Source organism: Asticcacaulis excentricus CB 48 (assembly GCF_000175215.2).
Taxonomy (GTDB): Bacteria; Pseudomonadota; Alphaproteobacteria; order Caulobacterales; family Caulobacteraceae; genus Asticcacaulis; species Asticcacaulis excentricus.
Genome location: NC_014817.1, coordinates 1,092,968 through 1,106,585, shown reverse-complemented (window position 1 = coordinate 1,106,585; position 13,618 = coordinate 1,092,968). Strand labels below are relative to the sequence as shown.

The 13,618-nt window shown below is 61.9% G+C and carries 12 protein-coding genes; 3 read left to right on the top strand and 9 right to left on the bottom strand.

Going from position 1 to position 13,618, the window contains the following annotated elements:
* Positions 1-38 precede the first annotated feature (38 nt).
* Positions 39-1,991 carry a TonB-dependent receptor plug domain-containing protein gene (locus tag ASTEX_RS16655; protein WP_013480801.1) on the top strand — a complete coding sequence of 651 codons (1,953 nt, stop codon included), beginning with the start codon at positions 39-41 and terminating at the stop codon, positions 1,989-1,991.
* 18 nt (positions 1,992-2,009) lie between these two features.
* Here the strand turns inward: ASTEX_RS16655 and ASTEX_RS16650 are convergent, their stop codons facing one another.
* From ASTEX_RS16650 to ASTEX_RS16640, 3 genes are all read right to left on the bottom strand, one after another.
* On the bottom strand, positions 2,010-2,780 hold the full coding sequence (locus ASTEX_RS16650) for a ThuA domain-containing protein (protein WP_013480800.1): 771 nt from the start codon (positions 2,778-2,780) through the stop codon (positions 2,010-2,012).
* 70 nt (positions 2,781-2,850) lie between these two features.
* Positions 2,851-3,570 (bottom strand): hypothetical protein, encoded by a 720-nt coding sequence (locus tag ASTEX_RS20660; RefSeq protein ID WP_013480799.1) that lies wholly within the window; start codon positions 3,568-3,570, stop codon positions 2,851-2,853.
* 60 nt (positions 3,571-3,630) lie between these two features.
* Positions 3,631-4,650, bottom strand: a complete 1,020-nt coding sequence (locus tag ASTEX_RS16640; protein ID WP_013480798.1) for a LacI family DNA-binding transcriptional regulator — start codon at positions 4,648-4,650, stop codon at positions 3,631-3,633.
* Positions 4,651-4,836: 186 nt separating this feature from the next.
* Here ASTEX_RS16640 and ASTEX_RS16635 point away from each other — a divergent pair, with 186 nt between their 5' ends.
* Positions 4,837-6,192, top strand: coding sequence for an MFS transporter (locus ASTEX_RS16635; RefSeq protein WP_041659422.1), 1,356 nt, complete (start codon positions 4,837-4,839; stop codon positions 6,190-6,192).
* Here the strand turns inward: ASTEX_RS16635 and ASTEX_RS16630 are convergent, their stop codons facing one another.
* The 4 genes from ASTEX_RS16630 to ASTEX_RS16615 form a co-directional block, all read right to left on the bottom strand.
* Positions 6,193-6,813, bottom strand: coding sequence for a hypothetical protein (locus ASTEX_RS16630; RefSeq protein WP_013480796.1), 621 nt, complete (start codon positions 6,811-6,813; stop codon positions 6,193-6,195). It lies immediately after the preceding gene.
* A gap of 35 nt (positions 6,814-6,848) precedes the next feature.
* Positions 6,849-7,109 (bottom strand): hypothetical protein, encoded by a 261-nt coding sequence (locus ASTEX_RS16625; RefSeq protein ID WP_013480795.1) that lies wholly within the window; start codon positions 7,107-7,109, stop codon positions 6,849-6,851.
* A gap of 57 nt (positions 7,110-7,166) precedes the next feature.
* Complete coding sequence (locus tag ASTEX_RS16620; protein ID WP_013480794.1) at positions 7,167-7,370, bottom strand: cold-shock protein; 204 nt, start codon at positions 7,368-7,370, stop codon at positions 7,167-7,169.
* 516 nt (positions 7,371-7,886) lie between these two features.
* Positions 7,887-8,810, bottom strand: coding sequence for a LysR family transcriptional regulator (locus ASTEX_RS16615; RefSeq protein ID WP_013480793.1), 924 nt, complete (start codon positions 8,808-8,810; stop codon positions 7,887-7,889).
* A gap of 75 nt (positions 8,811-8,885) precedes the next feature.
* Between ASTEX_RS16615 and ASTEX_RS16610 the strand changes: the two genes are divergently transcribed.
* Positions 8,886-9,839, top strand: a complete 954-nt coding sequence (locus ASTEX_RS16610; protein WP_013480792.1) for an NAD-dependent epimerase/dehydratase family protein — start codon at positions 8,886-8,888, stop codon at positions 9,837-9,839.
* Here the strand turns inward: ASTEX_RS16610 and ASTEX_RS16605 are convergent.
* Together ASTEX_RS16605 and ASTEX_RS16600 are read right to left on the bottom strand one after the other, a co-directional pair.
* Positions 9,826-11,268: a methyl-accepting chemotaxis protein gene (locus tag ASTEX_RS16605; protein WP_013480791.1), complete on the bottom strand. Its 1,443-nt coding sequence runs from the start codon at positions 11,266-11,268 to the stop codon at positions 9,826-9,828. The two genes, ASTEX_RS16610 and ASTEX_RS16605, sit on opposite strands and share 14 nt — an antisense overlap.
* Before the next feature lie 172 nt (positions 11,269-11,440).
* Positions 11,441-13,531, bottom strand: coding sequence for an alpha-glucuronidase family glycosyl hydrolase (locus tag ASTEX_RS16600; protein WP_013480790.1), 2,091 nt, complete (start codon positions 13,529-13,531; stop codon positions 11,441-11,443).
* Between the last annotated feature and the right edge of the window lie 87 nt (positions 13,532-13,618).

Here is a 13,618-nt window from a genome sequence, read left to right as displayed (position 1 = left end):
GCGCCGCGCTTTTGCTTGCTCATTTTACGGGTTTTCCCATGTTCTACCAATACGGGGCCTTGTCCCCTCTGGCGGCCTCCGCCGCCGCGACCCTGCTTGTCTGCGTGACCGCGGCACAGGCACAAACCCTCCCCCCGCAGCCGGAAGACGCAATCGAAGAGGTGGTGGTTCAGGCCACTCGCGCCGGCCGCCGGCTTCAGGACGAGCCGATCCGCGTTGACGTCATCGGCCGCGAAGAGATCGACGAAAAGAGCCTGATGACCCCCGGCAATATCTCGACCCTCGTCAATGAGACGCCGGGCATCCGCGTGCAGGTGACCGCGCCGTCGCTGGGGGCGGCCAATATCCGCATTCAGGGCATGGCTGGGCGCTACACTCTGCTGCTCACCGATGGCTTGCCGCTCTATGGCGGGCAGTCGCTCGGTCTGTTGCAGATTCCGCCGACCGATCTGGGGCAGGTGGAAGTGATAAAGGGCTCGGTCTCAGCACTCTATGGCGCGTCGGCGCTGGGCGGGGTGATTAATCTCGTCTCTCGCCGCCCCACCCCTGAGCCGGAAAGCGAGGTCCTGCTCAACCTTACCCACCGCGGCGGGCAGGACGTCACGGCCTATAGCTCCGCCCCGGCGACGCAGAGCCTCAGCTATTCGCTCACCGGCGGCTATCATCGTCAGACCCGCAAAGATCTCGATGGCGATGGCTGGATCGACATGGCGGGTTTTGAGCGCTGGACGCTGCGCCCGCGCCTGTTCTGGTATGGCGACAACGGTGCCAAGGCGCTGCTGACGCTGGGGGCGATGCGCGAACAGCGCGAGGGAGGCACGCTCAGCGGGCGGACGGTCCCGGATGGCACGGCCTTTCCAGAAACGCAGGTCTCCCGCCGCAACGATGCCGGGGTAACGGCGCAGTTTCCGCTTCAGGGGCTGGGTACGCTTAGCCTGCGCGCCTCGTCCATGACCCAGCGCCACGAACACCGCTTCGGCGAGGTCATTGACCGCGACTCACACCTGACCGGCTTTGCTGAGGCGGCGCTGAAGAGTGAGACGGGACCGACCGCCTGGGTGGGCGGGGTGGCCTTTCAGTCCGATCACTATCATTCCAAAGGGTTCAGTGACTTCAACTATCACTTCAGCGTCCCCGGCCTGTTTGGGCAGGTCGAGCAGACTATGGGTGAGCGTCTGACACTGGCGCTCAGTGCGCGCGTGGATGACCACAGCCGTTATGGCACGCAGTACAGTCCGCGCCTGTCGCTGCTCTATCGTCCGGGCCACCTTACGGTGCGGGCGTCTGTGGGGCGCGGATTTCATGCCCCGACGCCCTTTGTAGAGGCTATCGAGGCCACAGGGTTTGGCCGGCTGGAACCGCTGGGTGACCTCCGGCCGGAAGTGGCGCGCACGGCCTCGATAGACCTGACCTATGCCAGAGGGCCGATGGAAGCCAATATGACCCTGTTTGGCGCGGATATAGATGATGCGGTGCAGTTACGCCAAACCGGCCCGGCGTCGGTCAGGCTGCTCAATGCGGCGGGCGTGACGCGCACGCGCGGTTCGGAATGGCGTCTGCGTTACCGACATGAGGCGCTGACCCTTACTGGTTCCTACGTCTTTGTTGATGCCACCGAGCCCGATCCGTCGGGGATCGGCCGCCGCGCTCAGCCGACGACGCCGAAACACACTGGCGGCTTCGTCGCCATGTGGGAAGAACACGACATCGGGCGGATCGGCTTTGAGGCCTATTATACGGGGCGTCAGACGCTGGACGACAATCCGTATCGGAGGGAAAGCAAACCCTATTGGGAACTAGGCCTGTTGGGTGAGCGCGTGGTGGGGAAGGTGCGCCTGTTCCTCAATGCCGAAAATCTGCTCAATGTGCGCCAGACACGCCACAACCCGCTGGTGCGGCGGCAACAGGCCGCTGACGGACGCTGGACGGTTGAGGCCTGGGCCCCAATCGACGGGTTTGTGCTTAATGGCGGGGTGCGGATGCGCTTCTGATCCGGTTACCGGCCTTGGTTAGCTTACCTGACCGAGGCCGGTCGCCGTCCAGTAGATACCCCCCAAAAGGTGCGTCAGATAGGTCGGGTCGCGGTACATTTCGACCGTATGACCCAGCGTGGTTACGAAGACGCGGCCCTTGTGCGGGCGGTGGTACCAGGCGATCGGATGATCCTTGCCCATGGGCTCCGAGACCTGACCGGGCCAGATCTTGCGCGGGTCATAGCTCGACTCATCGACGTTCAGTACAGGATGGATCGGCACCTGAAACGGGTTGGTCGTGGTGTAGAATTCGTCGCTCCAGATCCAGCGCTCCGGCAGGCCGAAGGTGGCGGGAAACCCCTTGTCCACGACCGTCACCACGCCGGTTTGCAGCATGGGGTGCACGCCGACCGTGCGCCCGACCAGCTTTTCGTACCATGGCCAGCTTTCCACGGGCAGGGCGATGGCGGCGCGGTGCACGATCATAGCATTGCCACCGCCGGTCATATAGGCCTCAAAGCCTGCACGCTGGGCGGGGTTGAGGTCTTCGACCGGCGTATTTAGCAGCACAACGGCGGCGTAAGCGCTGAGGTCTTGTTCCAGACTCGACGCCGCGTGCGTCCAGTTGAGCTCAAAGGCATAGAGCTTCGACAGGCGTTCAAAGCTGTCGCGCGCCACGGGAATATATTCGTAATGGTACTTGCTGGGCATGGCCAGAACCAGCAACCGGTACTGACTGTCGGCCCGACTGAGGGCAGGCGTCAGCAGAGAAGCCCCGGTGGTGAGCAGAAAGGTCCGGCGTTGCATAAGGCCTCCCGTGGCGACACCGTTGTCGGGTTACGCTAGGCCGCACCGGACCCTTTCGTCAATAGAAGGGTCAGTCGGAATAGTTGGTGGTCTTAGTGCAGACGCGACGCGACGGACGATAGCCGCCCCAGATGGGATCGCCCATTGCGCTGTCGTAACGGGCCCCTTCATAACGCACGCTATCGCAGTTTTCGTCGCGATCGCGGTCCCTGGTGCGGTCGCTGAAGTCGAGCGAGATCGAAAGCGATTTCGACGTGCCACCGCGCGCATAGCCATAGCCCCGACCATAGCCGTATCCGTACGGGTCGTAAGCCGACGCTCCATAGCGACCATAGCCCGGGCCGTAGCCGTAAGGGTCGCCGTAGATATAGCCGTTCTTGCCGTGATCAGTCTGGCTGTAGGCAATGCCCAACGTGCCGGTTTCACCCACCGGGATCAGGGCTGACACGTAGGCGCTCTTATAGCCACCTGTGCCGATGGAGGCACCGACCTCACCGTGGATCTGACGCGTTTGCGGGCCGGTAGCTTCGTCATCGCGGCCCCAGGAGGTCGGCTGACGACGGTCGGGGGTACGCGTGCTGTCCAGCGTCGAAAGCACCTGCGCCTGCGTGGCCTTCGCCGTATCTTCGGCGGTCACCGGGGCGACGCTCGCCGAAGGCGTGGCCGCATCAAGGGCCACCTTAGGTCGGTGCGTTGCGACGATCTCTTCGTCTGCGGCGCACACCGACAGGGGCGTGACGACCAGCGTAGCGAGGACCAGACCGGAAAGGGCGAGGGGTTTCAGGGACATGACGGGGACTGTGAAACGGCTATGCAGCCAAATTAAGGCCGGTGTGTAACGCGGTGGTATTTACCCGTCACGCGGGGCGGCGGCGGACCCGCGACGGACGATGAAATAGTCGAGTTGTTGCGCCGCCGGGACGTCACGCCCGTTGATGCGCTCCAGAAGCAGGCGCGTGGCCTCCTCGGCCAGCCCCTTCATCGGCTGATGCACGGTCGAAAGCGGCGGCCACACGCTGCTGGTGCCTGGTGCATCGTCGAAGCCAACGATGGAGACGTCTTGCGGCACCGACAGTTTCAGCTTGGAGGCCGCCGCCATGGCCCCGAAGGCGATGTAGTCGGCGGCGGCGAAGATCGCTGTCGGGCGGTCGGTCTGAGACAACAGGGCTTCGGCCTCATCGAAGCCGTTATTGACGCGGACATCGCCGCGCACCACCCAGTCGGGCCGCGCGGCCAGCCCGGCCTCCGACAGGGCACGCAGATAGCCGGCCTTGCGGTTGTCGTTCGAGCCGCGCCCTCGCAGGTTTTCGATAAAGGCGATGCGTGTATGGCCCATTTCGATCAGCCAGCGCGTCAACTCATAGCCCGCAGCCAAATCGTCCATAAACACAAAGGGGCTGCGCTCGAAATGCTGGACCGGGGAGATGCGCACCACGGGCACGCCTAACTCGTCGAACATGTCGATCATGGCCGCATCATCGCACACCGGCGGGGCCAGCAGCACGCCATCAAAGCGCGAGGTGGCCAGTTGTGCCTTCATCTGCGCGCGCGGTAGGTGGCGCAGTTCCGCGACCCCTTCGATAATCAGATGATAGCCGGCCTGATGGCAGGCATCGAGGGCGCCAATCTGAAGCTCATGCTGGTAATAGTGGGTGACAGGGCGCTCAAAAATCAGCCCGATCATATAGCTGCGCGACCCCGACAGGGCGCGGGCGGCGGGATTGGGCTTGAACCCCGTCTCGGCGATGAGCGCCTCGATTTCGGCGCGCTTTTCCGGCCGCACGCCCGGCTGCTTGTTCAGCACCCGCGATACGGTTTTGATGGAAACGCCCGACAGACGGGCCAGATCGACGATGGTAATACGGGTCACGGGCAATCGGATAAAAATAAGATAAAAAGAGGCTTAGCGGTGATGGGTGTCCCTGTCTATAGGTGCCACTATGTGACTTTTATGTCGCGCCATATGACAACGTTGACGTGTCGGAGCTTGCGCAGGGAGGAACACTATCCTACAGATAGTCCAGACCGCGAAAATGCGGCACCACAGGGGAACGAAATGGCCGCAACTGACCGTCTATCCTTGCGCGAAAAGATCGCTTATGGCGCAGGCGACCTGGGCTTTAACTTCTACTGGACGACCATTTCGGCCTTCGGGCTGATCTTCTTCACCGACGTCTTCGGCCTCGACCCGCTGGCCGCAGGGACCATGTTGCTGATCAGCCGCGTGCTCGATGCCTTTGCAGACCCCATCATGGGGGCCGTGGCCGACCGTACGCGCAGCCGCTGGGGTCGCTTTCGTCCGTGGATTTTCGGGGCAGCCGCGCCGATGGCCATGCTGGGGGTTCTATGCTTTTTCACCCCGCCCTTTGATCATGACGGTAAGCTGGTCTATGCCTACCTGACCTATAATCTGCTGATGATCGTCTATTCGATCGCCAACATCCCCTATAGCGCTCTGTCCGGTGTGATGAGCGCCGACGGGCAGGACCGCACCACGCTCAATTCGTTCCGCTTTGTCGGCGGCTTTCTGGGCGGTACCATTGTCACCTATGCCACGCCGCTGTTGGTCAAAAGCTTTGGCGGGGCCAATCCGGCGCAGGGCTGGCCTATCGTTATGGCCATCTATGGCATCGCGGTCGTTGCCATCATGGCGCTTGTCGTACTCAATACGCGAGAACGCATCAACCCGCCGCCACAGCAGGCCTCCAGTCCCTGGCGCGATATTCGCGACCTGTTCGGTAACAAGCCATGGCTGGTGCTGTTTGGGCTGGCTCTGGTCATCATGGTGACCATCACCCTGCGTATGGCGACCTCGGCCTATTACATGCGCTATGTGGTGGGGCGTGAGGACCTGATCGGGCCGTTCCTGACCTCTTACGGCGTGGCGCTGGCGGCGGGCGCGCTCCTGACGCCCATGATGACAAAATGGATCGATAAGCCGCGCCTGATGATGATCCTGATGGGCGCCGTTGCTATCCTGTCGGCCAGCTTCTTCGTCATCCCGCCGGACCAGATCGGCCTAATGTTTGTGGTGCAGGTCCTGATCGGCCTGTGTCTGGGGCCGAAGTCGCCGCTGGCCTACGCCATGTATGCCGACGCAGCCGACTATACTGAATACCGCTTTGGACGACGCGCCACGGCCATGACCTATGCGGCGGCAACCTTTTCGCAAAAGCTAGGCGGAGCCTTGGCTTCCTACCTGATCGGGGCGGGTCTGAAGGCCGTCGATTACGTCGCCAATGGCCCGCAGACCGTCGAAACCAAGGGCATTATCACCGTCTTGATGTCGTTGGCCCCGGCGGCGGCGGCCCTGATCTCGGTCGCTGTGTTGCTGCTTTATAAGCTCGACAAGGCCAGCATGAGCGCCGTCTCGGCGGAACTGGCGCGCCGTCGGGCAGCCTTGGAAGAATAGTTAGCGAATCTGGTGGCGCAGGTCGTGTACGCCGCGCCGCGCGGCCAGCATGGCCCCCATCAAGTCGAGGCTAATGTCAGAAAGATCGGGCTGAAAGCCGTCAATATCGGACAGTCTGGCGGCGACAAAGTCTACCACCTGCCTCAGGTCGCTGGCGCGCGCTAGCTCCTCGACCGGATCAAAGATCAGGTTGATGACCTGACGCCGCAACTCCGGGCGGAAGTCCGTCGAGCCCGCATACAGGCGGACCATGTAGTCGATAATACGGCTCAGGCCCGCCATCTCATTCAGCAATGGCGGACTGAACAGAAAGCGCCTGAACTCCACCGGCTCCGAGCGCGCCAGCGCGCCCGCCACGACGAAGAGCGCGGCCATCCAGACGCGATCGCGGCTGCGGCGTAGCAGGGGCATGTGGCCGTTCATCAGGCGGTCAAAGGCGGGCGTGTCGAATTTCGATAGCGTCATTCCGTTCAGGACCAAGGGCGCCAGTTGTGCCCAGGCTTCGCAACGGCGACCGGTCGCCTTTTGCGGCTCCCACGGCTCCACAAGCAGCGCATCAACCAGATCGGCGATGTCAGACAGGGCGTCGGAGGGGGTGTCGGTTGCAGCAGAATAGGTCATTAGGGGCTTTCGAAAAACCGTTTCAGACAACAGGTTCAGTCATTGGCGGCGATCAGTCGCCATTGCGCCGACTTGCCCGCCGCAAAGAGACGCTGCATGGCCTGACGAACGCCACGAATAGCTTCACTACGCTCGCTGTGATGGGCCACGGGCTCACAGTCCTTGAGCACCTGCCAGAGCTGACCATCAAAGTGCACTTCAAAACGGGCGGGCACATGGGCGTTGACCAGCCCGGCCTCACCCACGGTCGGCCACAGGGAATCCCAGGTGTCGGCGGGGGAACGGAAAGGGGTCATGCGCAAGCTCCTTAGATCAAATAAAAAAGCCCGGCTGGGTCGCCGGGCTTCGTACATTCAGGCGGCCTGAAGATTGACCGCTGCCGCCTTGCCGCGGTCGCTCTGGACCTCGTAGGCGATCTTCTGGCCTTCGACCAGCATCCGCCAGCCGGCGCGTTCGATAGCCGAAATGTGCACAAACACATCATTGCCGCCGTCATCCGGCTGAATAAAACCAAAACCCTTGTTCGGGTTGAACCACTTTACAATACCGACAGCCATGTTGGCCTCCGTTCGCATATAGACGTGCGCCGTCTGCCCCGAAAACCGGGGCGTTCGAAAAAAGAAATGCTTGGAAGAGGCCAATAGAGGCAATCAGACAAGGCGGTCTGTGTTTCGAGATTTTACTATAGCACAGATTGAAATACTTTTCGCCCTAAAAGCGACAGCCATCCGTTTTATTTTATTGTGTTGATCTTCAGTCGATCATTTCAGCGACAAGGCGGCGCAATTCTTCCGGCGAAAATAGGGGTTGGGCAGGGATGCGGCGCGCAAAAGGGCGGTGAAGGGGGGCCGCAACGCGACCGTGACGGCCGTTCGGGGCCATTGGGGTATGAGACGTGTTCATGATATTCCTATCCGCAAACGGGCGGACTTAAAAAGGGTGGGAGCGCACTCGGCGTGGAAGCGGGCGCAGCCAGAACGAGAAGGGGAGATTAGGGTCAGGGACGGCGCCTCGCCAGTCCGGACATGAAGACACCCTAAGCGCTAATTGCGGCTTTTCGGTGTCTTTGGTATTCAGGTAGCTGCATAGACCGTCGCCGCCACGTCTCTCAGACATTCGCGGAACCAGATTAGGGCAGGATCGCGGCCGCGCAGGCGGTCCCACACCAGCACCAGCCGGATCGGGTCAGGGGCCACGGGCGAAGGGCGGCAGACAAGACCAAACGTTTCAGCTAATCGCTGAGCCAACGCCTCGGAGACGGTGGTGAGAAGGTTGCTATGGCTGATGGCCGCCAGCGCTGCCGTGAAATACGGGGTGTTGAGGGCAATGTGCCGAGACAGACCACGCGCCGCAAGTGCCGCATCCAGCTCGGACTGTCCGTCGCCGAAAATGCGGATGGCGGCGTGCGGGAAGCGCTCATAGTCTTCGGGCGTGACGGGCCGGTCGGCCAGCGGATGCCCCTGCCGCATCACCAGCGCCAGACGGTCGTAACCCAGCGGGAGGGTCTCGGTGCCGACGGGTAGGGGTGTCGTCTCCAGAGCAAATGCGAGATCGAGCCGCCCTTGCTGCATTAAGGTGATTGTTTCCGGGCCATAGGCCGACACCTGCACGTCTATGCCGGGGGCTTCGCGCGCCAGCCGCGCCGTCAGGGCAGGCAGCAGCAGCAAGGTGTGCACATCCGAGGCTACCAGCCGCACCGTGCGCTTTTCCTGCGCCGGGTCGAAGCGAACTTCGCGGAACAGGCCGCGCACCCCCTCAAGGGCCTCCGCCACCTGCGGGGCCAGCCGCTCGGCCTTCGGCGTCAGGGTCAGGCCGCCGCCAGAGCGGATCAGCAACGGATCGTCGAACAGGTCGCGTAACCGCCCCAGAGCGCGGCTGACGGCGGGTTGGCTGAGGCCCACCTCCTGCGCGGCGTGGGTAACATTGCGTCGCCTCAGCAGGGCCTCAAGCACCGGCAGCAGGTCGAGATCGACGGCGGCTAAATTCTTATTTTGCATAATGCTTATATAAATAATGCATTTTTGATATAGTTCAACCGGCGTTATCTTCGTGCTGACCAACAGGAGTGTGTCATGTCCGAGAAGATCGTCATCTTCGGTTACGGCCCCGGTGGCCGCAGCCTCACCGAGCGTCTGGTGGCCGAAGGCCGTCGTCCCCTGATCACCCAGCGTTCGCGCCCCAAAGACTTGCCGCCGGGCGTCGATTTTATGGCGTCGGATGTGCTGGATGCCGCCGCGGTGCTGGCCGTGACGCGCGGTGCGACGCACATCGCCATTACCATCGGCTTTGAGTATTCAACGCCCGTGTGGCGAAAAAGCTGGCCCGTGGCCATGACCAACCTGCTGAATGCGGCGCGCGAGACAGGCGCGAAAACGCTCTTTTTCGATAATCTCTACATGTACGGACCGCAAGACGAGCCGATTTCGGAAACGACCCCCTATTCAAGCTGGGGCGGTAAACCGGCTGTGCGCCGCGCCATCTCCGACCAGTGGCAGGCGGCTGTGGCGAAGGGCGAAGTTGTGATGAGCGCCCTACGCGTGCCGGATTTCTACGGCCCCGGCGTCAGTAACAGCCATCTGGGGGATCTGGTCTTCGGGCGGCTGGCGCAGGGCAAGCCGGGGCAGCTCGTCGCTTCACCGGACACCCTGCATGATTTCGCCTACATACCGGATGTGGCACGCGCCATGGCCTTCCTGCTCGACCTGCCAGCGGCCGAATATGGTCAGGTTTGGCATATGCCCAGCGCGCCGACGCGCACGCTGCGCCAACTGATCGCGCTGGGTGCCGAGGCGCTGGGTCAGCCCGCGCGGATTCAGGCCATACCGCAGAGCCTCCTACCGGTGTTGGGGTTCGTCACGCCCTTAATGCGCGAACTGCACGATATGCGCTTCCAATTCGACCGCCCTTACCACATCGACGGCCGCAAGCTGACGCGGCGCTTTGGCTTTGAGGTGACGCCGTTTGAGGTGGGTATTCCACAAACGGCGCTCAGCTATGGCCGGGCGGTCACGCCTATTCCTTCTTGACGAACTCGGCCAGTCGGCTGTTCAACTCCTGCGCCGTGGCCCGCACGGTGTCGGAGATGCCAGCGACCTTTTCAGCGGATTTGCCGGTATTTTCGGCATATTCCGCCACGCGTCCCATGGTTTCCGATACCGACTGTGCCACGGCCCGCTGTTCCTGCGTGGCCGAGGCTACTGAATTGACCAGCTGGGTGATCTGACCGATACCGTTGATGACGCCGGACACCGTATCTACCGTCTTGCGCGTTTCGGCCTGAATTGCTTCGATTCGCTTGCCGATTTCTGACGTCGCCTTGGCCGTCTGTTCAGAAAGGGCCTTGACCTCGGACGCCACGACCGCAAAGCCTGCACCGGCGGCCCCGGCGCGCGCTGCCTCAATCGTCGCATTAAGTGCCAGAAGTTTGGTCTGTTCGGCGATGGAGGAGACGGTGGACACCACGTCCGAAATGCTGCCCACCGCACCCGTCAGGCCTTCGAGCTGATGCTTGGTGCCGATACTGGCGGTTTCAACCGCTTCAGCCTCTCGGGCCACGTCGGTGGTGCGCATGGCGACTTCGTGGATGGCGGTGGCCTGTTCCGAAACCGCATTGGCGACGGTTCCGGTCAGGTTCATTGTTTCGCGGACATAGCCCGACAACTCACCGGCCTGCGAGGTGACGGCATCACCGACGCGCGTCATTTCGGCAACCGTATCTTCCATGCCCTTGGCCATAGCCACGCGGTGGGTCACCACGTACCAGACAAGGAGCGGGCGACCGGCAATGCGGTTGATTTTCAGCTCGAGATATTCCGGCCCAACCTTGATTGTCGTCTGATGGCCGTCGCTGCCCATAGCGTTCAGCATGCGGTGCTGATGCTCAGGCACCTTGTGGAAGACGTCGATCTTGGACCCGATGATCTCATCAGCTTTAACGTTGATATATTGCTGGATCTTGCCCAGCATGCGGATCGAGGCTTCATTGGCGTAGTCGATGACGAAGGTGTCCGGATCACAGGTCATGATCGGCACGGGCAGCTTATCCAGCGTCTCCAGCAGGCGGTTAATGCGAGCCTGCTGCGCCTTGCGGCTTTCGACGACCGTGGCGATCTTGATGACGCCTGTGACGCGGCCGTGCGTCTCTATGGGCGAATAGGTGGCCTGAAGCGTCACGATCTTGCCGCCCTTGCCCAGCCTCTCGAATTCATCCGAGCGGAAGCGCCCGGCCTTCAAATCGGCCCAGAAGGCGCGATAGGCGTCGCTGGCCGCATAGGCTTGATCGACGAACAGACTATGGTGCCGTCCGATGATTTCGCTGCGACTATAGCCCATGGCTTCGCAAAAGCGGTCATTGGCGTCTTCGATAGTGCCGTCGGGGGTGAAGCAGATGATGGCCTGAGTCCGCGACAGGGCCTCATAGCGGGGGCGGTGGTCGGTCTTCGATTTAACGAGCATGGCGAAACCTTACGCAACTTCTGACGTAGCATTGTTACGCCGTTGGTAAAGCGCGCGTTAAAATCGGTTCGTGATTTTATAAAAAACGTATAAAGTTCAGATGTTTGATTCTGGTTTAACTGGATTATACGTCCTTGGACGAGGCATGGATCACAACCTCCTTCGATTTTTTTTAATGGTGCCCCGGCGCATAGGGGAAGGTCAGGGATTTATAATAGTCGAGTGACTTTTCCGGCGCCGCCACCCCGGCGGGCAGGGGCCGACCCGACTTCGACTGGAAATAGGCGATAGAGGCGTCGCGCCACCATTTGGCTTCGCGCGCCTGTATGCGCAGCGTGCTTGCGATGGCCTTGAAGCGCTCAGCATCGACATAGGGTTTCATCTCCGCCCACGTCTGCTGCATGGCGGCTGCCTCCTTCGCGCCTTTGTCATAGGTAAGGACCAGTTCATCCCAGAGCGGCCGGCCAGAGCGTGTTTTGTAGTCCCACGAAAGGTGGTGGAACCACAGGAGATAGCGCTCATCCATCGATTTCGGATCAGCCCAGAACTTCTGTGCCTGTAGGTCGTACTGGCTCAGGGCATCAGAGCCGGTTCTTGTGCGATCAAAGCCGATGCCCTTGTCATCTGCCTTGTGGTAATAGACCGGGTTCCAGTCGGGCCGGCCCAGATTATCGACCCACGGGCCGGGGCCATAGTGGTGGCCGGTGTCCATCAGGTGATGCAGCCCCAGCGGCGTCATATAGTCCGCCACCGTTTCGCGCGAGCGCATCATCAGGGCGACGACGGGCGTCACAAAGCGCGGGTCCGGGGTGAAGGTCATCTTCGCCCATTCGGTGGCGATGTCGTGTGCTGAGCCTTGCGGGTTCCACGCCAGTCGTCCGAAGGCGTACCAGTTAGCCTGATCGAAGTGCGAACCGGACCAGTTGCGATCCGTGCCGATATTGGCCACCCCTGCCATGCCGCTTAGGGCGTGATGTTCGCCCTCTACGACGCGCGCCACGCTCCAGCCTGTCTGACCATTTTGAAAGGTATCGGCGCGCAGTGTTTCTTCATAATACTGGCCCAGATAGGCTAGGTGGGTGGCAAAGCCCAGATATTCCTTGGTGATCTGGAACTCCATCATCAGCGGCGTTTTCGGCATGGCCCCGAACAGCGGGTGGAAGGGTTCCCGCGGCTGAAAGTCGATGGCACCGTTCTTGACCTGCACCAGCACATTGGGCGCGAACTGACCGTCGTGCGGTTTGAACTCGCTATAGGCCTGTTTGTGGCGGTCGTCGGCGACCTCAGCCTTATAGACAAAGGCGCGCCACATGACGACGCCGCGATTGCCCAGCGCTTCGGCCAGCATATTGGCCCCGTCCTCGTGCGTGCGGCCATAGTCCTGCGGGCCGGGCTGGCCTTCGGAATTGGCCTTGACGAGAAAGCCGCCAAAGTCGGGGATTTTCGCGTAGATTTCGTCCGCCTTGGCCTTCCACCAGGCGCGCACGGCGGGGTCGAGCGGATCGGCGGTCTTTAAGCCGCCCAGCTCGATGGGGGCCGAAAAGCGCGCCGACAGATAGATGCGGATGCCATAGGGGCGGAAGGTGTCGGCCAGGACCGCCGCCTTGTCGAGATAGGGTGCCGTCAGCGACGCCGCCTTGGCATTGACGTTATTCAGTACCGTGCCGTTAATGCCAATGGAGGCATTGGCGCGGGCATAGTCCGTATACCGCGGGTCCTGCAGGTCCGGCAGCCGCCACCAGTCCCACAACGACGCGCCAGCATAGCCGCGCTCGACCGTGCCGTCGAGATTGTCCCAGTGGTTGAGCAGGCGTAAGCGAACCTTTGGCGCGTCAGTGGTGTCGGTGGTGGCGCCGGTCTGTATGCGCCGCAGATAGGCGAAGGCCCCGTACAGCAGGCCGATATCGCTGTTGGCGCGGATGCGCACGACGGGCTGACCGTTCTGACGACCTTCGCGGATCATATAGCCTTCGTTGCCCAGCCCGGCTTCAGGCGTCGTCAGGCGCGTCAGGACCACTGAGGGAGCGCTAACATTTTTGGCCACGGAAATCCTGCGCCCGGACAGGCCGGACAGGCCCCTTTGCAGTTCGGCCACCGCCGCCTTGACCGTAGGGGTGTTATCCTGAGCGACGATGGCGCGGGGGAGGGGTTCGGCGCTGGCCAACGGCTTGTAGCGCAGCCACAGATCGTAACCGTCCTCGGCAAAGGCCGGGGCCGCCAACAAACAGACAAGCGCGCAGAGCGCGTGGATAAGCCTACGCATGGTTCCCTCCTGTGGTGCCCCGCTTTGCGGGTGCGTTTTTTTAGCGTCCACCCTGATTTCAGGGGGCAAGAGTGTGTGGGGACGAAT

Coding starts and splice junctions, on each gene's coding strand:
- ASTEX_RS16625 (WP_013480795.1), bottom strand. CDS start 7,109: ATGACCCCTTTCCGTTCCCCCGCCGACACCTGGGATTCCCTGTGGCCG.
- ASTEX_RS16650 (WP_013480800.1), bottom strand. CDS start 2,780: ATGCAACGCCGGACCTTTCTGCTCACCACCGGGGCTTCTCTGCTGACG.
- ASTEX_RS16630 (WP_013480796.1), bottom strand. CDS start 6,813: ATGACCTATTCTGCTGCAACCGACACCCCCTCCGACGCCCTGTCTGAC.
- ASTEX_RS16600 (WP_013480790.1), bottom strand. CDS start 13,531: ATGCGTAGGCTTATCCACGCGCTCTGCGCGCTTGTCTGTTTGTTGGCG.
- ASTEX_RS16620 (WP_013480794.1), bottom strand. CDS start 7,370: ATGGCTGTCGGTATTGTAAAGTGGTTCAACCCGAACAAGGGTTTTGGT.
- ASTEX_RS16615 (WP_013480793.1), bottom strand. CDS start 8,810: ATGCAAAATAAGAATTTAGCCGCCGTCGATCTCGACCTGCTGCCGGTG.
- ASTEX_RS20660 (WP_013480799.1), bottom strand. CDS start 3,570: ATGTCCCTGAAACCCCTCGCCCTTTCCGGTCTGGTCCTCGCTACGCTG.
- ASTEX_RS16635 (WP_041659422.1), top strand. CDS start 4,837: ATGGCCGCAACTGACCGTCTATCCTTGCGCGAAAAGATCGCTTATGGC.
- ASTEX_RS16605 (WP_013480791.1), bottom strand. CDS start 11,268: ATGCTCGTTAAATCGAAGACCGACCACCGCCCCCGCTATGAGGCCCTG.
- ASTEX_RS16610 (WP_013480792.1), top strand. CDS start 8,886: ATGTCCGAGAAGATCGTCATCTTCGGTTACGGCCCCGGTGGCCGCAGC.
- ASTEX_RS16655 (WP_013480801.1), top strand. CDS start 39: ATGTTCTACCAATACGGGGCCTTGTCCCCTCTGGCGGCCTCCGCCGCC.